The following is a 21,669-nucleotide window of genomic DNA, read 5'->3' on the forward strand; positions in this document are numbered from 1 at the left end:
GACCGTTCACAGCGTCCTCGCTGTGTTTTTTCAAAGGAACCTCGTACCAGCCTAATGGCTGGTAACGGGGTATCAACATATCTGGCGTTGACTTTTGGCACGCTGTTGAGTTCTCAAGGAACGGTCGCTTCCTTTGTACTCACCCTCTCGGGCTTTCCTCCGGGCGCTTCCCTTCGGTCTTGCGTTTCCGACTCTATCAGATCCTTTTCGGATCCGATTCCCGGTCGGCGGGGTTTGTCGTCGGCTTCCGGCTTTCGCCTGTCGGCCTTTCGACATTCACTACGTTAGCGGATTTCTCCGGAGACTCATAATCGAGTCCCGCGAGATTGAATTCGGGCATGCAAGGCACACCGAATTCGCCCCCGCTGAGGGGAAGCCGTAGGTAGTGGGTTGGCCGCTTCCGGCTGCAGGCGATTGCCGTACCCGGGTCAAGCGGCTCGGGCTACATTACGCGCCCCCCCAAGGGAGAGTCAACTTCGGCGGCGCCTGGGCACATGGGCCCGGTAGGGGCTGACCGTCGGGTCGTCGGCGACCCAGTAGCGCCACGGATGCACGCCGCCTTCGCCGGCCACGCCCGTGCGGGGACCGTTGCGCACCTGGTCAGCGGGGGCGGGGCTGCCGGTCAGGATGCGCAACGGAGTGTCCTCCGTCGTGCAGGCGTCCGTGCCGTTCAGCGCGCGGTCGACGTCCATGGCGGTGGCGAGACGGGCCGGACCTTTGGCTAGTTCCTTGTCGTTGCGAGCGGTATGCCGTCGGGTACGGGCCAGCTCGGCGCCCTCGATGATCTCGCCGGCGCGGAGCAGGACCGCGCTCGCCCGGCCCTCGGGTCCGCACACCAGGTTCATGCAGAACCACATGCCGTAGGTGAAGTAGACGTACACGTGTCCGGGGGGACCGAACATCACGTCGTTGCGGGGTGTGCGGCCCCGGTAGGCGTGGGAGCCGGGGTCGTTCTGGCCGTCGTAGGCCTCCACCTCCGTCAGGCGGAGGGCGATCGGACCGTCCGGGGTGCTGCGCACGAGGACGCGGCCCAGGAGGTCGGGGGCCACGTCGAGGATGGGGCGGTCGAAGAAATCCCTGGGCAGAGGCGTACGGTCGGGGCTCGCGATCATGCCTTCCGAGCGTAACGCAGGTGTGTCCGTGGGAGGGGTGGCCAGGGCTCGTCGCCCTTGCCAGGGTGTGGGGCGTGGAACCGGTCATGGCCGGATCGCGTTTGTAGGGATCAAGGGTTCACACGCAAAGCCTGGAGAGGGAAAAACATGGCGTTCAAGAAGCTGCTCGCGAGCCTGGGGGCCGGTGGGGCTTCGGTGGAGACCGTGCTGAGCGAGGTCAACGTCGTTCCGGGCGGTGTCGTCCAGGGCGAGGTGCGGATTCAGGGTGGCTCCGTCGACCAGCAGATCGAGGCCCTGTCGGTGGGGCTCCAGGCCAAAGTCGAGGTGGAGAGCGGCGACCAGGAGTACAAGCAGGACATCGAGTTCACCAAGAGCCGGCTCGGCGGTGCCTTCGAGCTGAAGGCGAACGCGGTACACGCCGTGCAGTTCGGGCTCGAGATCCCGTGGGAGACGCCGATCACGATGATCGACGGGCAGGCGCTGCGCGGTATGAACATCGGCGTCACCACGGAGCTGGAGATCGCCCGCGCGGTGGACTCCGGTGACCTGGACCCGATCAACGTGCACCCGCTTCCCGCGCAGAAGGCGATCCTGGACGCGTTCATCGGGCTGGGCTTCCGCTTCAAGAGCGCGGACATGGAGCGCGGCCACATCCGGGGCACGCGGCAGAAGCTGCCCTTCTACCAGGAGATCGAGTTCTTCCCGCCGCAGCAGTACCGGGGGCTGAACCAGGTCGAGCTGAGCTTCGTGGCCGACGCGCAGGCGATGGACGTCGTGCTGGAGATGGACAAGAAGCCGGGGCTGTTCAGCGAGGGCAGCGACACGTTCCGTTCCTTCAAGGTGGGGCTGGACGACTACCAGGGCACCGACTGGACGGCGTACCTCAACCAGTGGCTGTCCGAGGTCGGCAGCAAGCGGAACTGGTTCTGAGGGTCCTAGGCTCGGAGATCACTGCACCGAACCATCAGGAGGTACCGAGGTGACCGAGCTCAAGCGGCGTCCGCTCCCCCATGACTTCCACCCGCCCGTGGCGTCGTTCACGGTCACGAGCACGGACGTCCAGGAGGGGGCGACGCTCAAGGACGCTCAGGTCTACGCGGCCGGCAACACCTCGCCGCAGCTGCGGTGGGAGGGCTTCCCGGCCGAGACCAAGAGCTTCGCCGTGACCTGCTACGACCCGGACGCCCCGACGGGGAGCGGTTTCTGGCACTGGGTGGTGTTCGACATCCCGGTCTCGGTGACCGAGCTGCCGGTGGGCGCGGGCAGCGGCAAGTTCGAGGGTCTGCCGGAAGGGGCCGTGCAGGCGCGCAACGACTTCGGGGCCAAGGAGTTCGGTGGTGCCGCGCCGCCGGCCGGCGACGGGCCGCACCGGTACGTGTTCACGGTGTACGCCGTGGACGAGGAGAAGCTGGGTCCGGACGCGGAGGCGACTCCCGCCTTCGTCGGCTTCAACCTTCGGTTCCACACGATCGGTCGTGCGCAGCTGATCGGTGAGTACGAGGTGCCCGCCGAGGGCTGAGTGTCCCGAGCGTTCATGGAACGTTTGCCCGCCCCTGGTCTTGGAATGGATCAGGGGCGGGCATTTTTGTTGCGGGGGTGGTGGGGGCGCGTCCCCCGTAGGAGCAGCAGATATTGCGTTGTCCATCTCGGCGTGCCCGGCCAGAGTTGATCCCAGCCCGCCAGGGGGTGGGCCGGTGCACACGGGAGGTGGGCTGGTATGCGGGACACGCTGGTACTGAACGCGAGCTTCGAGCCGTTGTCGACGGTGACGTTGAATCGAGCCGTCGTTCTGGTGCTCCAGGACAAGGCCGTCGTCGAACAGGCCCACCCCTCCCTGCGGATGCGCGGAGCCGCGCTCGACATGCCGGCGCCCCGGGTGATCAGGCTGTGCCAATACGTACGGGTGCCCTTTCGAAGACGTGCTCCGTGGTCGCGGCGGGGTGTGCTGGTCCGGGACCGGCACCGGTGCGCGTACTGCGGGCGGCGGGCGACGACCGTGGACCACGTGGTGCCGCGGTCGCACGGTGGGCAGGACACGTGGCTGAACACGGTGGCCTCCTGTGCGGAGGACAATCACCGGAAGGCGAACCGGACGCCCGCGCAGGCGGGGATGCCGTTGCTGCGGGAGCCGTTCGAGCCGACGCCTGCGGATGCGATGTTGCTGGCGCTGGCCAGGGACGACCTTGAGGCGCTGCCGGATTGGTTGGTGCTGGACGCTGCGTGAGGGGTCCGCCGTAGGGGTTGGGGCGTGTGCCCGGGTGCGGGCGGTCTGTGGCTGGTCGCGCAGTTCCCCGCGCCCCTTAACTGGCGTTGCCGGCTAGTCGATCGACGGCTTCTCGCGGCGTTCCTGGGCCGGGACGCTCGCGCCTCCGCCGTTGCCCGAGCCGCCGCCCAGGCCGCCGATGTTGCCCATGGCGCCGGAGAGGCCCTTGAGGGCGTCGCCGATTTCGCTGGGGACGATCCAGAGCTTGTTGGCGTCGCCCTCGGCGATCTTCGGGAGCATCTGGAGGTACTGGTAGGAGAGCAGCTTCTGGTCCGGGTCGCCGGCGTGGATGGCCTCGAAGACGGTGCGGACGGCCTGGGCCTCGCCCTCGGCACGCAGGGCGGCGGCCTTGGCCTCACCCTCGGCACGCAGGATCTGGGACTGCTTCTCACCCTCGGCGCGCAGGATCTCGGACTGGCGGACACCCTCGGCCTGGAGGATCGCGGCACGCTTGTCGCGGTCGGCGCGCATCTGCTTCTCCATCGAGTCCTGGATGGAGGTGGGCGGTTCGATGGCCTTGAGCTCGACGCGGTTGACGCGGATGCCCCACTTGCCGGTCGCCTCGTCGAGGACGCCACGCAGGGCCGCGTTGATCTCCTCGCGGGAGGTCAGGGTGCGTTCCAGGTCCATGCCGCCGATGATGTTGCGGAGGGTGGTGACGGTGAGCTGCTCGATGGCCTGGATGTAGCTGGCGACCTCGTAGGTCGCGGCGCGCGCGTCGGTCACCTGGTAGTAGATGACGGTGTCGATGTTGACGACCAGGTTGTCCTGGGTGATGACCGGCTGCGGCGGGAAGGGGACGACCTGTTCGCGCAGGTCGATGCGGTTGCGGATGGTGTCGATGAACGGGACGACGATGTTGAGGCCCGCGTTGAGGGTCCGCGTGTAGCGGCCGAAACGCTCGACGATGGCGGCGCTGGCCTGTGGGATGACCTGGATGGTTTTGATCAGGGCGATGAAGACCAACACCACCAGGATGATCAGAACGATGATGACCGGTTCCATAGTGGCTGTCCGTCCCCTTCTCCGCCTCGGCGCTCCGGCAGATCCTACTGACCCTGACTGCTGTGCATCTTACGGCTGTTGAGGATGTTGAGGATCTTGTCCCGTCGAGTCTGACAGACCGTCGTGTGCCCTGGTGGGTGTTCGGTCCACTTGTGTCCGGCATACGTCCGGCGAGGTCACATGATGATCGCCGTTGCCCCCTCGATGTCCACGACGTCCACTTCCTCACCCGCCTCGTAGGCGCGTGCGGTGTCGAGGGCGCGCGCCGACCAGATCTCGCCGGCGAGCTTGATGCGGCCGCCGGCCCCGTCGACCCGTTCCAGTACGACGGCTTGTCTGCCCTTCAGGGCGTCTACTCCGGTGGCCAGTTGGGGCCGTTGGGCGCGGTGCCGGGCGGCGACGGGCCGTACGACGGCGATGAGGGCGACCGAGACGATGACGAAGACGAGTACCTGGACGACGAGGTCCGCGCCGAAGCCGGAGGCGACGGCGGCGGCGACCGCGCCGACGGCGAACATCCCGAACTCCGGCATCGCGGTCACGACGAGCGGGATTCCGAGCGCTGCCGCGGCGACGAGCCACCACACCCATGCGTCGATGTCGTTCACATGGTCATGGTAGGTCCGGGTGGTGTGCCGGGGACAGGGCGCACGGGGGGCGGTCAGGACAGCGGGAGCCCCTGGGCGGTCCAGCGGTCGCCGGCCTGCTCGACGACGAGCGGGAGTCCGAAGCAGAGGGAGAGGTTGCGGGAGGTGAGTTCGAGCTCCAGCGGGCCGGCGGCCATGACCTTGCCCTGACGGATCATCAGGACGTGGGTGAAGCCCGGGGCGATCTCCTCGACGTGGTGGGTGACCATGATCATCGACGGGGCGATGGGGTCGCGGGCGAGGCGGCCGAGGCGGCGGACGAGGTCCTCGCGGCCGCCAAGGTCGAGGCCGGCGGCCGGCTCGTCGAGGAGGAGCAGCTCGGGGTCGGTCATCAGGGCGCGGGCGATCAGCGTGCGCTTGCGTTCGCCCTCGGAGAGGGTGCCGAACTTCCGGTCCAGGTACTCGGTCATGCCGAGGCGGTCGAGGAAGGCGCGGGCGCGCTGCTCGTCGACGTCCTCGTACTCCTCCTGCCAGCCGGCGGTCATGCCGTAGGCGGCGGTGAGCACGGTCTGCAGGACGGTCTGGCGCTTGGGCAGCTTGTCGGCCATGGCGATGCCGGCCATGCCGATGCGCGGACGCAGCTCGAAGACGTCGGTGCCGGGTTCGCCGAGGGTCTCGCCGAGGATGGTGGCGGTGCCCGTGCTCGGGTAGAGGTAGCTGGACGCGACATTGAGGAGGGTGGTCTTGCCGGCGCCGTTGGGGCCGAGGATGACCCAGCGCTCACCCTCCTTCACCGACCAGGAGACCTGGTCCACCAGAGCCCGGCCCTCGCGGACCACGGATACGTCCTGAAGCTCCAGAACATCGCTCATGAGCGCGTTGTCTCCCCTTGCATTGTGGCCGGTCTCGGCTGTCGCGTACGCCTGTGGCTCGGGCCGCCGCGCCGGTGGGCGCAGGCCCTCCAGGAAATCTACGCCACTGGTCGGCTTCACCGTTCCATCGGTCCGGTCCTTAGGGTGGGGGCATGCTCTCGGAACCACGCGCTGGGCGCCTTGCCGCCTGGGGAAATGCCCTTATTGCCGGAATGGTCTCGCCGGATGACGCCGCGATCGCGATCGTGGGCGAGGACGCGGTGCATCGGGTGGAGGGGCTGCCGGGTGAAGACGCGCCGGTCGGTCTCACGCTGGCGCTGGGGCGGCTGCGGGCGCTCGGGGCGAGGGGGCTGCGGGTCGCGCTGCCCGCGCCGGGGCATCCGCTGGGGCTGAGCGGGCCGCCGGAGTTCAACGCGCGGGCGCTGGAGGCGGAGGAGGCGGTGGTCTGTCACGGGGCGGCGCTGGGGCTGGTGCCGGAGGTGTACGAGGCGGGGCCCGAGGGGGACGTGCACGTCGAGGTCGTCTGGCACTGTCTGCCGGTACGGGAGGCGCCGCCGGCGGACGTGCCGTCGCTCGGGGAGGCCGAGCGGGAGTTGGCGGAGGCGCTGCGGGACGCGACGGAGGTGCTGACGCGGCTGGACGTCGCCGGGTCGGGGCCGGTGGCGGAGGCGGCGGTCGCGGCGTACCGGGCGCGGGCGGAGCAGGGGCGGGAAGTGCTGGCTCCGGGATATCCGTCGCGGGCGGTGCGAGTGCTGGAGATGGCTCAGCGGGTGGGGATGTTGATCTCGCTGGCGTACGAGAACGGGCACGGGGGTGCGGTGAGTGCCGGTGAGATGGCGGCTCGGGGGGAGGCGTTGCGGCCGGTGGAGCGGACGGCTCGGCGGGCGCAGGTCGCGGCGTACAACTCCGTTGTGGAGGAGCGGGAGAAGGGGGTGCGGTGAGCGTCTGACCGACCCGTGCCCCACGTTCGGGTGAGCGTCCTGGGGGCTCCGCCCCCAGACCCCGTTTTCGGCCTGAACGGCCTCGTCCTCAATCGCCGGACGGGCTGGAAGCACCGACGGCATGACGGCGACCGGCCTCCCGGGTGGGGCCGGGAGGCCGGGGGTCTGTGGGTCCTGGGACCTGGGTCAGTGGTTGACGCCCAGGTTGCCGAAGGCCGGGTTCAGGACACCGATGACGTTGACGCTGTTGCCCACGGCGTTGACCGGGATGTGGACCGGCGCCTGGACGACGTTGCCGGAGGCGACGCCCGGGGAGCCGATGGCCTCGCCGTGGGCGGCGGAGCCGTCGGTGGCGGAGGCCATGCCCGCGCCGGCGGCGATCAGCCCGCCGGCCACCATCGTCACGGCCGCTGCCTTCTTCAGGTTCTTCACTTACAAGCCCTCCTTGCGATTGCCGCGGCAGTCGCCGCAGCACGCACTGGAGAACGGCCGGGCGCCGGAGAGGATGCGCCATATGGGGGACATTCCCACGACGGTATGAATCTCGCACCGGAGGGGAACCCTCCGGGTTGCCGCCGCGTACGGGTTCAGCCGGTGACACCGTGGCGTACGGCCCACAGCGCGGCCTGGGTGCGGTCCGCGAGGTCGAGCTTCATCAGGATGTTCGAGACGTGGGTCTTCACCGTCTTCTCGGAGAGGACCAGGGCGCGCGCGATCTCCCGGTTGGAGCGGCCGTCCGCTATCAGGCCCAGCACCTCGCGCTCCCGCTCCGTGAGGGAGCCCGCCCGGCCCGGACCGGAACCGCTCTCCTCCTGGGCCAGCAGGGCGCCCGCCACCTCGGGCTGGAGCAGGATGTGGCCGGCGTGCACGGAGCGGATGGCGCCGGCCAGCGCGTCGGGGTCGACGTCCTTGTAGACGTACCCGGCGGCCCCCGCCCGCAGGGCCGGGACCACGGTGCGCTGCTCGGTGAAGCTGGTGACGATCAGCACGCGCGCGTGGTTGTCCAGCTCGCGGAGCCTGCGCAGCGCGTCCACGCCGTCCATGCCCGGCATCTTGACGTCCATGAGGATCACGTCGGGCTTCAGTTCCTCGGCGCGGTCGACTCCTTGCGCGCCGTCCGCGGCCTCGCCCACGACCTCGATGTCGTCCTGCACCTCCAGGAAGGTGCGCAGGCCCCGGCGGACCACCTGGTGGTCGTCGACGAGCAGCACCTTGATTCCGTCAGCCACCGGGGACCTCCATCTCGATCGTGGTGCCCTTGCCGGGCGCCGATTCCACGGTGAGCCTGCCGCCGACGCCGTTGGTGCGGTCCCGCATCGAGACCAGGCCCAGGTGGCGTCCCGCGCGGCGTACCGTGCGCGGGTCGAAGCCGGTGCCGTCGTCGGTGACCCGGAGCACCGCTTGGGTGCCGCGCCGGTGCAGTGTCACGTCGACGTGGTCCGCCGCGGAGTGGCGCAGGGCGTTGTGCAGGGCCTCCTGGGCGACGCGCAGCATCGCCTCCTCCTGTGCGGCGGGCAGTGCCTTGACGCCGTGCCCGGCGAAGGTCACGCGCGCGGTGTGGGCGCGGTCGAGGACCTGGATCTGGGTGCGGAGGGTGGCGACGAGGCCGTCCTCGTCCAGGGCGGCGGGGCGCAGCTCGACGACGGCGGCGCGCAGCTCGTCGGCGGCCTCGGCGGCGAGCGCGGCGACCTGCTGCAGCTCGCCCTTGGCGCGGGCGGGGTCGCGGTCGACCAGGGCGGCGGCGGCCTGGGCGGTCAGGCGCAGGGAGAAGAGTTTCTGGCTGACCGCGTCGTGCAGTTCGTGGGCGAGACGGGAGCGTTCCTCGGCGATGGTCAGCTCGCGGCTGCGTTCGTAGAGGCGGGCGTTGGTGAGGGCGATGGCGGCGTGCTGGGCGAGGATGCCCAGCAGTTCCTCGTCGTCCGCGGTGAAGCCGCAGCCACCGGTCGGCTTCGGACAGTTCTTGTTGGCCAGGAACAGCGCGCCGATGACCTCGTCGCCGTCCCTGATCGGCAGGCCCAGGAAGTCGACGAGGTCGGGGTGGGCGGACGGCCAGCCCTCGAAGCGGGGGTCCTTGCGGACGTCGGCGAGGCGCTGGGGCGTGGCCTCGTGCAGCATCGCGGCGAGGATGCCGTGCTGGCGGGGCAGGGGGCCGATGGCCTTCCACTGCTCGTCGCTGACGCCGTCGACCACGAACTGGGCGAAGCCGCCGTGGTCGTCGGGGACGCCGAGGGCGGCGTACTGCGCGTCGAGCAGCTCGCGGGCCGAGGCGACGATCGTCTTGAGGACGTCGCGCACCTCGAGGTGCCTGCTCATGGCCAGCAGCGCGGAACTCACCGCGGCGAGGCCGGACCGGGGGCCGTGACTCATGTCCTCACGGTACCGGCGGGGTGTGACGGCGGGATCGGCCTGTGGACGCCGCCGCCTAGGACGGTGGGCCTAGGTCCGAGGTCCCGTCGGCCGGTCCTAGGGCGAAGGGCCCCGCGCGGTTGCGGCCCGTGCCCGAGGCGGCCCGCGCGGTCCGGTTCCTACGTTGAGGACCACGCCGGCCCGATCAGGGGGCGTGGACGACGAGGGGACGTGTGTCATGCCGGTTGCGATCATCACGGGAGCTTCGAAGGGGCTGGGCCGGGCGCTGGCCGAGGCCCTGGCGGCGCGGGGCTGGGACCTGGTGCTGGACGCCAGGACGCCGGACGTGCTCAAGGAGACGGCGGCGGCGCTGGAGGCGTACGGCACGCGTGTGCGGGCGCTGCCCGGTGATGTCACGGACGCCGGGCACCGGGCCGCGCTGGTCGCTCAGGCCCGGCGGCTGGGCGGGGTGGATCTGCTGGTCGGCAACGCCAGCGCGCTGGGGGCCGAGCCGCTGGTGCGGCTGGAGGAGCTGCCGCTGGACGGACTGCGGCGCGCGCTGGAGGTGAACGTGGTGGCGGCGCTGGGCCTCGTCCAGGAGGCACTGCCGTTGCTGCGCGCGGCCCCGGAGGGCGCGGTGCTGGCCGTCAGCTCGGACGCCGCGGCGGAGGCGTACGAGACGTGGGGCGGCTACGGGGCGTCCAAGGCGGCCCTGGACCAGTTGGTGGCGGTGCTGGGCGTGGAGGAGCCGGGGCTGCGGGTCTGGGCGGTCGATCCGGGGGACATGGCCACCGACCTGTACGCGGCGGCCGTACCGGACGACGACGATCCGCGGCCCGATCCGGTGAGTGTCGTCCCGGCGCTGCTGCGGCTGCTGGACGAGCGGCCGGCCGGGGGCCGCTACGGGGCGCCGGCGCTGCTGGAGGGCCGGCGATGACCTTGGCGGTGCGGGTGCCGGAGGAGCTGTCGGCGCGGGTGCCGGCCGAGCAGCGGGGGCCCGGTCTGGAGCGGGACGACGTACGGCTGCTGGTGTCGCGCGGCACCGAGGTGTCGCACCACGGGTTCCGGGAGCTGCCGGGGCTGCTGCGGGCCGGGGACCTGCTCGTCGTCAACACGTCGGCGACGCTGGCCGCCGCCGTGGACGGGCGGGCGGGGCACGCGCGCGTGGTGGTGCACTTCTCCACGCGGGGGGACGACGGCCGGTGGGCGGTGGAGCTGCGGGAGCCGGACGGGCGGGGCACCACGCGCGCGCGTGCGGACAAGGGGGATGGGCTGGAGGTGCGGCTGCCGGGTGGCGGGCGGCTGGTGCTGGAGGAGCCGTTGAGTCCGGGGTCGGGACGGTTGTGGTGGGCGCGCGTGCACGGGGCCGGGGTGCCGGTGCTGCTGCGGGAGCACGGGCGGCCCATTCGCTACTCGTACACGGAGCGGGACCAGCCGCTGTCGGTGTACCAGACGGTGTTCGCGCTGCCGTCCGGTGACGGGACGGGCAGCGCCGAGATGCCGAGCGCGGCCCGTCCCTTCACGGCGCGGCTGGTGGCGGAGCTGGTGAGCCGTGGCGTTCAGTTCGCGCCGGTGCGGCTGGACACGGGGGTGGCTTCGGCGGAGTCGCACGAGCCGCCGTATCCGGAGCGCTTCCGGGTGCCCGAGGCGTCGGCGCGGCTGATCAACGCGGCCCGGGCGGGCGACGGGCGGGTGCTGGCCGTGGGGACGACCGCCGTGCGGGCGGTGGAGTCGGCGGCCGGCGGCGACGGCGTGGTGCGGGCGCGGGCCGGGTGGACCGATCTGGTGGTCACCCCGGGGCGGGGGGTGCGGGTGGTGGACGGGCTGCTGACGGGGCTGCACGAGCCGGAGGCCTCGCATCTGCTGATGCTGGAGGCGGTGGCGGGGCGGGCGGCGATCGACCGCGGGTACGAGGCGGCGGTGCGCGGGCGCTACCTGTGGCACGAGTTCGGCGACGTCCATCTCCTCCTGCCGTAGGAGGGCGGCGACCAGCCCCTCACCCACTGCATTGCTCCAGCAACCAACAGTGAGAAGGGCGGGGGGTGCGTGTGAGCCCGCGCATAGGGCCCACGTCACGTACGAAGGGGAGTAGGAGAACGACTCGTCCGTTTTGAGCGGGGCAGATGGTCCAATCTGTCCCGTTTCTCCCATCCCTGATCCACTACCTCGGATCGTACGTCACACCTTTGCCTCCGAATTTTGCGGCCGCTAAGAATTGCTCTCGTCGCTCAACGCCGTGGGTCGTTTCCCCGCGGCGTTCGTGCCGGAACATCAACTGTCCCCACCGGACGAGAGCGACCTCCGCGCTATTCGAAGAGGTCTATCCCGCCATGCCCAAGAACATCTTCACCCGTGGTCGCAGTCTTCCCCTGAACCGCAAGCACAAGATCGCGGTCGCCGGTGTCGGCGCGCTCGGCGCCGCCGCCGTCGCGCTCACCGCGGTCCCGGCCAGCGGTCAGACGACGACCACGAGCGAGGCCGCTCCGACGGCCAAGGTGGCGTACAGCACCCAGCAGATCCAGGACGTGCACGCCGGCGTCACCGGCCAGCTCGCCGGCGCCAGCCAGAAGGTCGCCGCGATCGAGGCGAAGCAGGAGGCGGCCGCCAAGAAGGAGACCGCCGCGAAGAAGGCAGCCGCCGAGAAGGCCGCCGCCAAGCGTGAGGCGAAGCAGTCCGCCAGCCGCTCCGCCGAGCGCACCGAGGTCAAGAAGTCCTACCCCGACAACCTCGACGGCTGGATCCGCGAGGCCCGGGCGATCATGAAGAAGCACGGCATCCCCGGCTCCTACGAGGGCATCCACCGCAACATCATGCGGGAGTCCTCCGGCAACCCGAAGGCGATCAACCTCTGGGACATCAACGCCCAGAACGGCATCCCGTCCAAGGGTCTGCTCCAGGTGATCCCGCCGACGTTCAAGGCCTACCACGTGGCCGGCACCCCGAAGAACATCTGGGACCCGGTCGCCAACATCGTCGCCGCGTGCAACTACGCGGCGGACAAGTACGGCACCATGGACAACGTCGACAGCGCGTACTGAGGTCGGCGCGGACCTCTTCACGACGTCGCCGACGCCGCACCGTACGCCGAAGGGCGGCACCCTCCTGACGGGGTGCCGCCCTTCGGGGCGTTCACGGGGCCGACGGGCCCCCGCGGTCACTTCCGCATGACCTCGGGCTCGTGGCGGCGCAGGAAGCGCGCCACGAAGAACCCGCAGATCACCCCGAGGGCGATCAGCGCGGCCATGTCCATGGCCCAGGCGCCGACGGTGTGCTCCCACAGCGGGTCGACCTCGGCGCCCTTCTCGGGCGGGCTGATCTTGTTGAAGTCCAGCGTGGCACCGGCCGCGGCCACCGCCCAGCGCGAGGGCATCAGGTACGAGAACTGGTTGACGCCGACCGCGCCGTTCAGGGCGAAGAGGCAGCCGGTGAAGACGACCTGGATGATCGCGAACATGACCAGCAGCGGCATGGTCTTCTCGGCGGTCTTCACCAGCGAGGAGATGATCAGACCGAACATCATCGAGGTGAAGCCCAGCGCCATGATCGGCAGCGACAGCTCGACGAGTGTGAGCCCGCCGAGGACGAGGCCCTCCTCGGGGATCTCCCGGGAGGCGAAGCCGATGACGCCGACCAGCAGGCCCTGGAGCACGGTGATCATGCCGAGCACGAACACCTTGGACATCAGGTACGCCGACCGGGACAGGCCGGTCGCCCGCTCCCGCTCGTAGATCACCCGTTCCTTGATCAGCTCGCGGACCGAGTTCGCGGCGCCGGCGAAGCAGGCGCCGACCGCGAGGATGAGCAGCACCGTGGTCGCCGTGCCGTTCGGGATGATCCGGCCCGCCGCGTTGGGCGGGTTGGGCAGCAGGCCCTTGTCGGCGTCGATGAGGAGGCTCACCGCGCCGAGCACCGCCGGGAGGATCACCATCAGGGCGAGGAAGCCCTTGTCCGAGACGATCACCGAGACGTAGCGCCGCACCAGCGTGACGAACTGCGACATCCAGCCCTGCGGCTTCGGCGGCTTCATCGCCTGCATCGCCGGGACCTGTACGGACTGCGGGGCGACGGCGTCGATGTCCGCGGCGTACATCTGGTAGTGCTGCGAGCCCTTCCAGCGGCCCGCCCAGTCGTAGTCGCGGTAGTTCTCGAAGGCGGAGAAGACGTCGGCCCAGGTGTCGTAGCCGAAGAAGTTCAGCGCCTCCTCGGGCGGGCCGAAGTAGGCCACGGAGCCGCCCGGCGCCATCACCAGCAGCTTGTCGCAGATCGCCAGCTCGGCCACCGAGTGGGTGACGACGAGGACGGTGCGGCCGTCGTCGGCGAGTCCGCGCAGCAGCTGCATGACGTCGCGGTCCATGCCCGGGTCGAGGCCGGAGGTCGGCTCGTCCAGGAAGATCAGCGACGGCTTGGTCAGCAGCTCCAGGGCGACGGAGACGCGCTTGCGCTGGCCGCCGGACAGGGACGTGACCTTCTTGTCCTTGTGGATGTCCAGCTTCAGCTCGCGCAGCACCTCGTCGATGCGGGCGTCGCGTTCGGCGGCCGTGGTGTCGGCCGGGAAGCGGAGCTTGGCCGCGTACTTCAGGGCCCGCTTGACGGTCAGCTCCTTGTGCAGGATGTCGTCCTGCGGGACCAGACCGATGCGCTGGCGCAGCTCGGCGAACTGCTTGTACAGGTTCCGGTTGTCGTACAGCACCTCGCCCTGGTTGGCGGGGCGGTAGCCGGTGAGCGCCTTGAGCAGGGTCGACTTGCCGGAGCCGGAGGGGCCGATGACCGCGATCAGCGACTTCTCGGGGACGCCGAAGGAGACGTCCTTGAGGATCTGCTTGCCGCCGTCGACCGTGACGGTCAGGTGCCGGGCGGAGAAGGACACCTCACCGGTGTCGACGAACTCCTCGAGCCGGTCGCCGACGATCCGGAACGTCGAGTGGCCGACGCCCACGATGTCGGTCGGGCCGAGCAGCTGGGAGCCGCCCTTGGCGATCGGCAGACCGTTGACGTACGTGCCGTTGTGCGAGCCCAGGTCGCGGATCTCCATGCGCCCGTCGGGCGTCGAGTGGAACTCCGCGTGATTGCGGCTGACCTGGAGGTCGGAGACGACCAGCTCGTTCTCCAGGGCACGTCCGATGCGCATCACGCGACCGAGCGAGAACTGGTGGAACGTGGTCGGACTGCGGTCGCCGTGGACCGGTGACGCCCCCGCCGCGCCGCCGGAGCCCTGCTGCTGCGGGAAGTGCGATGCGCCCTGCTGCGGCGCGGCCTGCGGTGACCCGGCCTGCTGCTGGTGCTGCCAGCCGGCCTGCTGCGGCTGCTGCCCGTGCTGCGGCGGAGCCTGCTGTTGCTGCGGCTCTTGGACCGGCGGCGCCTGCTGGGCCCAGCCGGCGTTCGCGCCCTGCGCGGCGTACGGCTGCTGCTGTCCCTGCGCCGTGCCGACCGGGGCCTGCGCGCCGGTCAGGCTGACGCGCGGTCCGTCGGTGGCGTTGCCCAGGTTGAGCACCGTGCCGGCGCCGAGCTCCACGTGCTGGACGCGCTGCCCGTGCACGAACGTGCCGTTGGTGCTGCCGTGGTCCTCGACGACCCAACTGCGGCCGTTGAAGCTGATCGTGGCGTGACGCCAGGACACCCTGGCGTCGTCGAAGACAAGTTCCCCCTGCGGATCGCGTCCGAGCGCGTATGACCGGGACGGATCGAGCGTCCAGGTCTGTCCATTGGATTCCAGTACGAGTTCCGGCACTCCAAGCCCCACTGAGTTGTCCCCCGATGTACCCCCGTCGCGGGGAGTCTAGGGATGTCGAACATCGGGGGGAACTATTTCAGGCTCGGCCCCCTGACCGAAAGTCGGGCCTTGTGAAACTTGCGTAGGCGCCCATCGGCCGATCCCGTTGACGGGGTTGAAACCTGCCCGGAGAGTGGTATTCCACGCGAGGGGGACATGCGCGGCAACTCCGCCGCGCCGCGGATCGGGGGGTCTGCCATGAGCGCGTCCACGAGCGTCGGCACCGAGGGGTACGGCACGAGGGTGCCGTGGGGCGATGTCCTGATGTCCGCGATCGCCTCCGTGAGCTGGGCGTTGATCGGGATGGCGGGCACGGCGGCGCTCGGTCTGCGCCTGCTGGGCGCGGACGCGGCGGGCGCGCTGGGCCCGATGACCGCGGCGGTGGTGGCGCTCGGTGCGGGTGGTTCGGTGTCACCGGCCGGCGATGTGTCCGTCTTCGGGCTGGAAGGGGCCGAGGCGCACACGGCCGTCGAGATCACGCCACTGGGCGTGGGGCTGGTCGGTGCGCTCTTCCTGTCCTTCTTCTTCCTACGGTCCCTGCGGGCGGCCGGAGTTGTGGTCTCGCCCGCGGAACTGCTGGCACGCGCGGGTGCGGTGGTCGCCCTGTTCGTGGCGATGCTGGGCGGACTGGCCTGGGTGGGTCACGATGTCGTCACGATCGACGGCGGCTCGCTGGGACTGGACGACCTGCCGGAGGGCGGTACCGGGGGCATCGAGATTCCCGGGCTCGGCGACGTGGGGGACATCGGGGACATCGGCGGGCTGCTCCCCGACCGGATCGCCGGCCTGGTCGACGCCGAGGCGGCGGTCGGTTTCTCCGTCGACACGGGACCGACGCTGCTGGGCGGGCTGGTCTGGTCCGTCGGGGTCCTGCTGATCGCGCTGCTGGCCTCGCGCCGCACTCCCCTGCCGCGCGGGTGCGAGGCGGTGCACCGGGTGGTCCGTCCGGCCGTGTCCGCCCTGGTCACGGTGGCGCTGACGGCGGTCGCGGCCGGTTGGGCGGCCGCGGCGTACGCGGCGATCGGCGACGACCATCCCCGGCGGATCTTCGGCGCCGCGTTGCTGGGCGCGCCGAACGGGGTCTGGCTCGGCGTTCCCCTCGGCCTGTTCATGCCGTGGGAGGGGCGCGCGACGGGCGCACTGGTCCGAGTGCTTCCGGACCCGCTGGACGAGTTGCTGGGCGCCGGCGGGCGGGAGCCGGTGACGCTCGGGCGGCTCGCGGAGCTGGACGGGCGGGTGTGGCTGCTCGGGGTGACCGCGGTGCTGGTGATGTTGCTGGCCGGGGTGCTGACGGCGGTGCGGACACCCGTGGCGCCCGACGAGGCGCGTTCCCCGGCCTTCGCCGGGCGATGTGCCGTGCGGCTGGGCATCGCGACCGCGGTGACGCTGCCGCTGCTGGCCCGGCTGACGGAGGTGTCGGTGGACGCCTCGCTGTCCGTGCTCGGCGTCGACGCGTTCGGCGCGGGCGTCGACCTGCGCGGGCAGCTCGGTACGGCACTGCTGCTGGGTGCGGTGTGGGGCGCGGGGGCGGGGGCCGCCGGGGCGTTGCTGGCGGGGGCGAGCGGGGCGGCGGGCGCTCGGGCTGCGGCGGTGGCACGGAGTGCCGGGGTGGTGGGGGCGGGGGCATCGGGTGGGGGTGACGGGGACTGGGGCGGCACGGGTGCCGACGAGGGTGGCGCGGACGAGGGTGACGGTTTCGCTGGTGCCGGGGGTGGTGTCCCGGGTGGGGGCGACTCCGGTGGTGGGCGGGGCGGTACCCCGCGCGGGGGCAGCGGTGCCGCTGAGGCGGGAGGGGGGGGCCCGGGCGGGAGTGGCCACGCCGATAGCGGGGGTGGCAGTGGCAGGGCTCCCGGCGGTGCGGCTCGCGCGGGGCAGCCCTCGGGGCCGTACTGGCCGGAGCCTCCGCACCGGCCGCCGAACCCGGACACCAATCCGTACCTGCGGCTGGAGGTGGCGGGGGAACCAGAGGACGCACGGCCGGAGTGGGCACGCACCCGGCCACCGTCCGATGCGGGCCGCGCTGCGGGGAGCGGGCCGCCCGCACCCGGCGTTCGGCCGCACGGCGCCCCTGGGTGGCCGCCACACGGCGGAGACGAGCAGCCCGGCAGCGAAGACCGGTGGCCCGGCAACGGAAGCAGGCCGCCCGGTGGTGGAAACGGGCCATCCGACGGCGAAGACCGGTCGCCCGCACCCGGCGCGCAACCGCACGGCGCCCCTGGGTGGCCGCCACACGGCGGAGACGAGCAGCCCGGCAGCGAAGACCGGTGGCCCGGCAACGGAAGCAGGCCGCCCGGCGGTGGAAACGGGCCATCCGACGGCGAAGACCGGTCGCCCGGCGACGAAAGCAGGTCGCCCGGTGGTGGAAACGGGCCATCCGACGGCGAAGACCGGTCGCCCGGCGACGAAAGCAGGTCGCCCGCACCCGGCGCGCAACCGCACGACACCCCTGAATGGCCGCCACACGGCGCAGACCAGCAGCCCGGCAGCGAACGCCGGTCGCCCGGCGAAGAGTGGTGGACCGGCGGCGGGGACGGAACGTCCGGAAGCGGCGAGGACGATCCCGGTGACGAGGACGTGTACGGCGCTCCCACCGTCATCGGGCCGCTGGGACCACCGCGGCGGCCTCCGCGCCCCGGGGAGCGGCCGGGCAGGCCGGCGTCCCGCTGGGGCGAGGGCCCGCCACCGCCTCCTCCCCCGCCTCCGGCGCCCCCTCGGCGGCCGAAGGGCGGATGACCGGGCGGCGGCGGACCGCGGGCGCGCCCGCCAGAGCCGCCGCGGCGGCAGGGCGGCCGCTGTCGTACGGCTGGTGCTGGTGTGCGGGCCCGCCACGACCGCGCTGTCCGTCAGGCGGACCTCACGGGCGGAAGGCACCGGGTGCCGGATACGGTTGGGGCACCATGAGCGCTTCGCAGACCTCTGACGTTCCCACGCTTCTCGTCAAGATCTTCGGCAAGGACCGACCGGGCATCACGGCCGGCCTGTTCGACACCCTCGCCGCCTACTCCGTCGACGTCGTCGACATCGAGCAGGTCGTCACCCGTGGCCGGATCGTCCTGTGCGCGCTCGTGACCGAGCCGCCCCGGGGTCTGGAGGGCGGTCTGCGGGCGACCGTCCACAGCTGGGCGGAGTCGCTGAAGCTGCAGGCGGAGATCATCTCCGGCATCGGTGACAACCGGCCGCGTGGTCTCGGCCGCTCCCTGGTCACGGTGCTGGGCCACCCGCTCACCGCCGAGGCGACGGCCGCCATAGCGGCCCGGATCACCGAGTCCGGCAGCAACATCGACCGTATCTTCCGGCTCGCCAAGTACCCCGTGACCGCCGTCGAGTTCGCGGTGTCCGGTGTGGAGACCGAGCCGCTGCGCACCGCGCTGGCGACCGAGGCCGCCGCGCTGGGTGTGGACGTCGCGGTCGTGTCGGCCGGCCTGCACCGGCGGGCGCAGCGCCTGGTCGTGATGGACGTGGACTCCACGCTGATCCAGGACGAGGTCATCGAGCTGTTCGCCGCGCACGCCGGCTGTGAGGACAAGGTCGCCGAGGTCACGGCGGCCGCGATGCGCGGGGAGCTGGACTTCGAGCAGTCGCTGCACGCGCGCGTGGCGCTGCTGGCGGGGCTGGACGCCTCCGTGGTGGACAAGGTGCGCAGCGAGGTGCGGCTGACGCCGGGTGCCCGCACGCTGATCCGCACGCTGAAGCGGCTCGGTTACCAGGTGGGGGTCGTCTCCGGCGGCTTCACCCAGGTCACCGACGATCTGCGGGAGAAGCTGGGGCTGGACTTCGCCCAGGCCAACACGCTGGAGATCGTCGACGGGAAGCTGACCGGCCGGGTCACCGGGGAGATCGTGGACCGGGCGGGCAAGGCGCGGCTGCTGCGGCGGTTCGCCGCCGAGGCGGGCGTGCCGCTGTCGCAGACGGTGGCGATCGGCGACGGGGCCAACGACCTGGACATGCTGAACGCGGCCGGGCTCGGCGTCGCCTTCAACGCCAAGCCGGTGGTCCGCGAGGCGGCGCACACCGCGGTGAACGTGCCCTTCCTGGACACCGTCCTGTACTTGCTGGGCATCACCCGCGAGGAGGTCGAGGCGGCGGACACGCTGGAAGAGGGCCTCGGCGACAGCCTGGGCAAGCCCCTCGACCGGATCTGACCGGCCTTGCCCGGCACCTGGCCGCGACCGGCCGACGGGCGGGCAGCCCACTGTGGCGAGGGCCCGGAACCCCTGAGTGCCGGGCCCTGTCGCGCGGGTCGGGTCAGTCGGTCGGCGCCCAGTAGTCGACGAGGGAGGCCACGCCCGGCTCCACGTCCTTCCAGGAGCCGGTGAAGGTCAGCACGGCGAAGGCGGCGGTCGGGAATCCGCGGCGGCCCATCCGCTCGCGGGCGTCGTCCTCGGCCGAGCCCGCCAGGATCTCGGCGAGTCCTTCCATGCCCGGGTTGTGGCCGATCACCAGTACGTTCCGCAGGTCGTCGGGGGTCTCGTTGAGCACGGCGATCAGCTCGCCGGGCGACGCCTCGTAGATCCGCTCCTCGTAGACGGTTTTCGGCCGCTGCGGGAACTCCGCGACGGCGAGCTTCCAGGTCTCGCGGGTCCGGGTGGAGGTGGAGCACAGGGCCTGGTCGAAGGGGACTCCGGTGTCCGCGAGCCGGCGTCCGGCCTCGGCCGCGTCCTTGCGGCCCCGCTCGGCGAGCGGCCGCTCGTGGTCGGTCACCTGTGGCCAGTCGGCTTTCGCATGCCGGAAGAGGACGATCCTGCGGGATTCTGCGACGCTCATGGCATCCAGCTTCGCATGAAACAGGCCACGGGGCGCAGGGAGTTGACATGCGGATTCACCCCCATCGGCGCGCGTCCGGCGCCGTGGTCCGTCCTCAGCGCACGATCAGCTGCCGCAGCCACTCCACGAGGTGGGCGATCCCGGGTTCCCCCGCGGCGGCGTGGGCGTCGGCGGGATTGAGTATCAGCAGAAACAGGAACACGAAGGCGAGCACGGGCAGGGCGAGGGCCCACCAGGGCAGCCGGATGTCGACGGCGCCCCTGGTCGCCTGGGGAGGCCGGGTGTGGGTAGGGGCCGGCATGAGTGCCTCCGCGGGTCTTCGGGCGTCCCTGGTCCGTGCTGCGCGGCCCGCCTGAAGCGGGCACATCTCGAAGCTACGGAATTCGCGGGCCCCGCCCCATCCGGAGGTCCACCCACTTGACCCTGACCCTCACCCCCTAGGGGATGGGGGGTTAACCCCACCCCCGGGCGGCGTCACGGTGAGGCGATCGTCGCCACGATGCCGATGATCACGAAGATCGCGAGGAAGGAGCCGAAGACGATCAGCATCTTCTTCTGGCCGTGCTGGGGGTTCGGGTCGAGGACTGGCATACGGCAAGTCTCGCATCCGCCGCCGGCGCCCGGGACGGGGGTCCGGGTCAGCGGACGGCTTCGTCCTCCACCGTGCGGTCGCGTCCCGCGAGCACGCCCACCACGATCTGCGGCACCATGAGGGCGCTCATCAACGCGATCGGCAGGCCCCAGCCCCCGCTGTGCTGGTAGAGCACACCCACCAGCAGCGGCCCCGGGATGGAGATCAGGTAGCCGGTGCTCTGCGCGAAGGCGGACAGCTGGACGACGCCCGCGCCGGTCCTGGCCCGCATCCCGACCATGGTCAGCGCGAGCGGGAAGGCGCAGTTGGAGACGCCGAGGAGCAGGGCCCAGACCCAGGCGCCGCCGACCGGGGCGAAGTACAGCCCGGCGTATCCGGCCAGACCGCACACGCCCAGCACGACCACGATCGGCCCTTGGTGGGGCAGGCGGGTGGCCACGCGCGGGATGACGAAGGCGAGCGGCACGCCCATCACCATGATGACGGCGAGCAGCAGACCGGCGGTGCCGGCGGAGACGCCGGCGTCCCGGAAGATCTGCGCCATCCAGCCCATCGTGATGTAGGCGGCGGTGGCCTGGAGGCCGAAGAAGACGGCGAGTGCCCAGGCCGTACGGCTGCGGGTGATGCGCAGCCGGGGCTGCTCGGCCCGGCGGCCGTCGGCGTCCGCACGCCGATCGTCGGACCCTGCGGACTCGGCCGACTCGGCGGACGCCGACGCCTTCCGGGCCCGTACGAACGGGATCCACGCCAGGGTGGCCGCCGCGCCCAGCACGGCCCACACCGCGAGGCCGGGCTGCCAGTGCCCGCCCAGCGCGTTCGTCACGGGCACGGTCGCCGCGGCGGCGATCGAGGTGCCGAAGGCGAGGGCCATCGAGTAGAGGCCCGTCATGGAACCGACCCGGTCGGGGAAGAAGCGCTTGACGATGACCGGCATCAGCACATTGCTGAGCGCGATGCCCATCAGGGCGAGGGCGGTGGCGGCCAGGAAGCCCGCCGTACCGCCCGCGTACGGGCGTATCAGCAGGCCGGCGGTGATGGCGACCATGCCGCCGAAGACCACCGCGCCGGGGCCGAAGCGGCGGGCCAGGCGCGGGGCGGCGACGCCGAAGACGGCGAAGCAGAGCGGGGGCACGGACGTGAGCAGTCCGGCCACGCTGCCGCTCATGCCGAGTCCGTCGCGGACCTCCTCCAGGAGGGCGCCCAGGCTCGTGATGGCGGGGCGCAGGTTGACCGCGGCCAGCACGATGCCGAGGACGAGCAGACGGGTCATCCACGGCGTCCACGCGCGCGTGCCGGTCGTCGACCGCGTGGTTTCCGTCTGCCGCATCGTCCGGGTCTCCGTCCGCGTCTCCGTCCGTGTGTCGGTCCGGGTCTCGTCACTAGCCATGAGACCCATCATAGAATCATGGGATGATTG

At 71.4% G+C, this 21,669-nt stretch carries 19 protein-coding genes and 2 pseudogenes; 9 read left to right on the forward strand and 12 right to left on the reverse strand.

What is annotated here, in order from left to right:
* Nucleotides 1-470 precede the first annotated feature (470 nt).
* On the reverse strand, nt 471-1,112 hold the full coding sequence (locus AMK11_RS00010; RefSeq protein WP_073721319.1) for a DNA-3-methyladenine glycosylase: 642 nt from the start codon (nt 1,110-1,112) through the stop codon (nt 471-473).
* Between the two features lie 147 nt (nt 1,113-1,259).
* Here AMK11_RS00010 and AMK11_RS00015 point away from each other — a divergent pair, with 147 nt between their 5' ends.
* The 3 genes from AMK11_RS00015 to AMK11_RS00025 all read left to right on the forward strand — a co-directional run bounded on the left by AMK11_RS00015 (nt 1,260) and on the right by AMK11_RS00025 (nt 3,336).
* A complete protein-coding gene (locus AMK11_RS00015; protein ID WP_073721322.1) occupies nt 1,260-2,042 on the forward strand; it encodes a sporulation protein in 783 nt (260 codons plus the stop codon).
* Between the two features lie 49 nt (nt 2,043-2,091).
* The gene (locus AMK11_RS00020; RefSeq protein ID WP_073721323.1) at nt 2,092-2,631 is read left to right on the forward strand and encodes a YbhB/YbcL family Raf kinase inhibitor-like protein; all 540 of its coding nucleotides are present in this window, start codon (nt 2,092-2,094) and stop codon (nt 2,629-2,631) included.
* A gap of 198 nt (nt 2,632-2,829) precedes the next feature.
* The gene (locus AMK11_RS00025; protein ID WP_073721325.1) at nt 2,830-3,336 is read left to right on the forward strand and encodes an HNH endonuclease; all 507 of its coding nucleotides are present in this window, start codon (nt 2,830-2,832) and stop codon (nt 3,334-3,336) included.
* A 93-nt stretch (nt 3,337-3,429) separates the two neighbouring features.
* Here the strand turns inward: AMK11_RS00025 and AMK11_RS00030 are convergent, their stop codons facing one another.
* The 3 genes and pseudogenes from AMK11_RS00030 to AMK11_RS00040 form a co-directional block, all read right to left on the reverse strand.
* On the reverse strand, nt 3,430-4,380 hold the full coding sequence (locus AMK11_RS00030) for an SPFH domain-containing protein (RefSeq protein ID WP_073721326.1): 951 nt from the start codon (nt 4,378-4,380) through the stop codon (nt 3,430-3,432).
* A 176-nt stretch (nt 4,381-4,556) separates the two neighbouring features.
* On the reverse strand, nt 4,557-4,988 hold the full coding sequence (locus AMK11_RS00035) for an NfeD family protein (protein WP_073721327.1): 432 nt from the start codon (nt 4,986-4,988) through the stop codon (nt 4,557-4,559).
* A gap of 320 nt (nt 4,989-5,308) precedes the next feature.
* Nucleotides 5,309-5,839 (reverse strand): annotated as a pseudogene (locus AMK11_RS00040) (ABC transporter ATP-binding protein); the annotation flags it as partial.
* Nucleotides 5,840-5,991: 152 nt separating this feature from the next.
* Between AMK11_RS00040 and AMK11_RS00045 the strand changes: the two are divergent.
* Nucleotides 5,992-6,780 carry a hypothetical protein gene (locus AMK11_RS00045; protein WP_073721333.1) on the forward strand — a complete coding sequence of 263 codons (789 nt, stop codon included), beginning with the start codon at nt 5,992-5,994 and terminating at the stop codon, nt 6,778-6,780.
* A 186-nt stretch (nt 6,781-6,966) separates the two neighbouring features.
* Here the strand turns inward: AMK11_RS00045 and chpE are convergent, their stop codons facing one another.
* The 3 genes from chpE to AMK11_RS00060 form a co-directional block, all read right to left on the reverse strand.
* The gene (chpE, locus tag AMK11_RS00050; protein WP_019329385.1) at nt 6,967-7,212 is read right to left on the reverse strand and encodes a chaplin ChpE; all 246 of its coding nucleotides are present in this window, start codon (nt 7,210-7,212) and stop codon (nt 6,967-6,969) included.
* Nucleotides 7,213-7,367: 155 nt separating this feature from the next.
* Nucleotides 7,368-8,009 carry a response regulator gene (locus tag AMK11_RS00055; RefSeq protein WP_073721334.1) on the reverse strand — a complete coding sequence of 214 codons (642 nt, stop codon included), beginning with the start codon at nt 8,007-8,009 and terminating at the stop codon, nt 7,368-7,370.
* The gene (locus tag AMK11_RS00060) at nt 8,002-9,147 is read right to left on the reverse strand and encodes a GAF domain-containing sensor histidine kinase (RefSeq protein WP_073721335.1); all 1,146 of its coding nucleotides are present in this window, start codon (nt 9,145-9,147) and stop codon (nt 8,002-8,004) included. The genes AMK11_RS00055 and AMK11_RS00060 overlap by 8 nt, the downstream gene beginning before the upstream one ends.
* A 217-nt stretch (nt 9,148-9,364) precedes the next feature.
* Here AMK11_RS00060 and AMK11_RS00065 point away from each other — a divergent pair, with 217 nt between their 5' ends.
* From AMK11_RS00065 to AMK11_RS00075, 3 genes are all read left to right on the forward strand, one after another.
* On the forward strand, nt 9,365-10,063 hold the full coding sequence (locus tag AMK11_RS00065) for an SDR family NAD(P)-dependent oxidoreductase (RefSeq protein WP_073721336.1): 699 nt from the start codon (nt 9,365-9,367) through the stop codon (nt 10,061-10,063).
* Nucleotides 10,060-11,103 carry an S-adenosylmethionine:tRNA ribosyltransferase-isomerase gene (locus tag AMK11_RS00070; protein ID WP_073721337.1) on the forward strand — a complete coding sequence of 348 codons (1,044 nt, stop codon included), beginning with the start codon at nt 10,060-10,062 and terminating at the stop codon, nt 11,101-11,103. Before AMK11_RS00065 ends, AMK11_RS00070 begins: the two co-directional genes overlap by 4 nt.
* Before the next feature lie 353 nt (nt 11,104-11,456).
* Complete coding sequence (locus AMK11_RS00075) at nt 11,457-12,164, forward strand: transglycosylase SLT domain-containing protein (protein ID WP_073721338.1); 708 nt, start codon at nt 11,457-11,459, stop codon at nt 12,162-12,164.
* Nucleotides 12,165-12,280: 116 nt separating this feature from the next.
* Here AMK11_RS00075 and AMK11_RS00080 read toward each other — a convergent pair whose 3' ends face one another.
* Nucleotides 12,281-14,854, reverse strand: a complete 2,574-nt coding sequence (locus AMK11_RS00080; RefSeq protein WP_198941277.1) for an ABC transporter ATP-binding protein/permease — start codon at nt 14,852-14,854, stop codon at nt 12,281-12,283.
* Nucleotides 14,855-15,094: 240 nt separating this feature from the next.
* On the opposite strand from AMK11_RS00080, the pseudogene AMK11_RS00085 reads away from it, so the two are divergent.
* A pseudogene (locus AMK11_RS00085) lies at nt 15,095-16,954 on the forward strand (streptophobe family protein); the annotation flags it as partial.
* A gap of 839 nt (nt 16,955-17,793) precedes the next feature.
* Nucleotides 17,794-19,038 (forward strand): phosphoserine phosphatase SerB, encoded by a 1,245-nt coding sequence (gene serB, locus AMK11_RS00090; protein WP_073721340.1) that lies wholly within the window; start codon nt 17,794-17,796, stop codon nt 19,036-19,038.
* A gap of 103 nt (nt 19,039-19,141) precedes the next feature.
* On the opposite strand, the gene AMK11_RS00095 is transcribed toward serB, so the two are convergent.
* From AMK11_RS00095 to AMK11_RS00105, 4 genes are all read right to left on the reverse strand, one after another.
* Nucleotides 19,142-19,660, reverse strand: coding sequence for a SixA phosphatase family protein (locus AMK11_RS00095; protein ID WP_073721341.1), 519 nt, complete (start codon nt 19,658-19,660; stop codon nt 19,142-19,144).
* Nucleotides 19,661-19,754: 94 nt separating this feature from the next.
* Nucleotides 19,755-19,961: a hypothetical protein gene (locus AMK11_RS00100; RefSeq protein WP_073721342.1), complete on the reverse strand. Its 207-nt coding sequence runs from the start codon at nt 19,959-19,961 to the stop codon at nt 19,755-19,757.
* 173 nt (nt 19,962-20,134) lie between these two features.
* The gene (locus AMK11_RS38940; protein ID WP_019329374.1) at nt 20,135-20,251 is read right to left on the reverse strand and encodes an SGM_5486 family transporter-associated protein; all 117 of its coding nucleotides are present in this window, start codon (nt 20,249-20,251) and stop codon (nt 20,135-20,137) included.
* 47 nt (nt 20,252-20,298) lie between these two features.
* Nucleotides 20,299-21,651, reverse strand: a complete 1,353-nt coding sequence (locus tag AMK11_RS00105) for a CynX/NimT family MFS transporter (protein ID WP_198941278.1) — start codon at nt 21,649-21,651, stop codon at nt 20,299-20,301.
* Nucleotides 21,652-21,669 lie beyond the last annotated feature (18 nt).

The sequence above is a fragment of the Streptomyces sp. CB02414 genome, assembly GCF_001905385.1.
Taxonomy (GTDB): Bacteria; Actinomycetota; Actinomycetes; order Streptomycetales; family Streptomycetaceae; genus Streptomyces.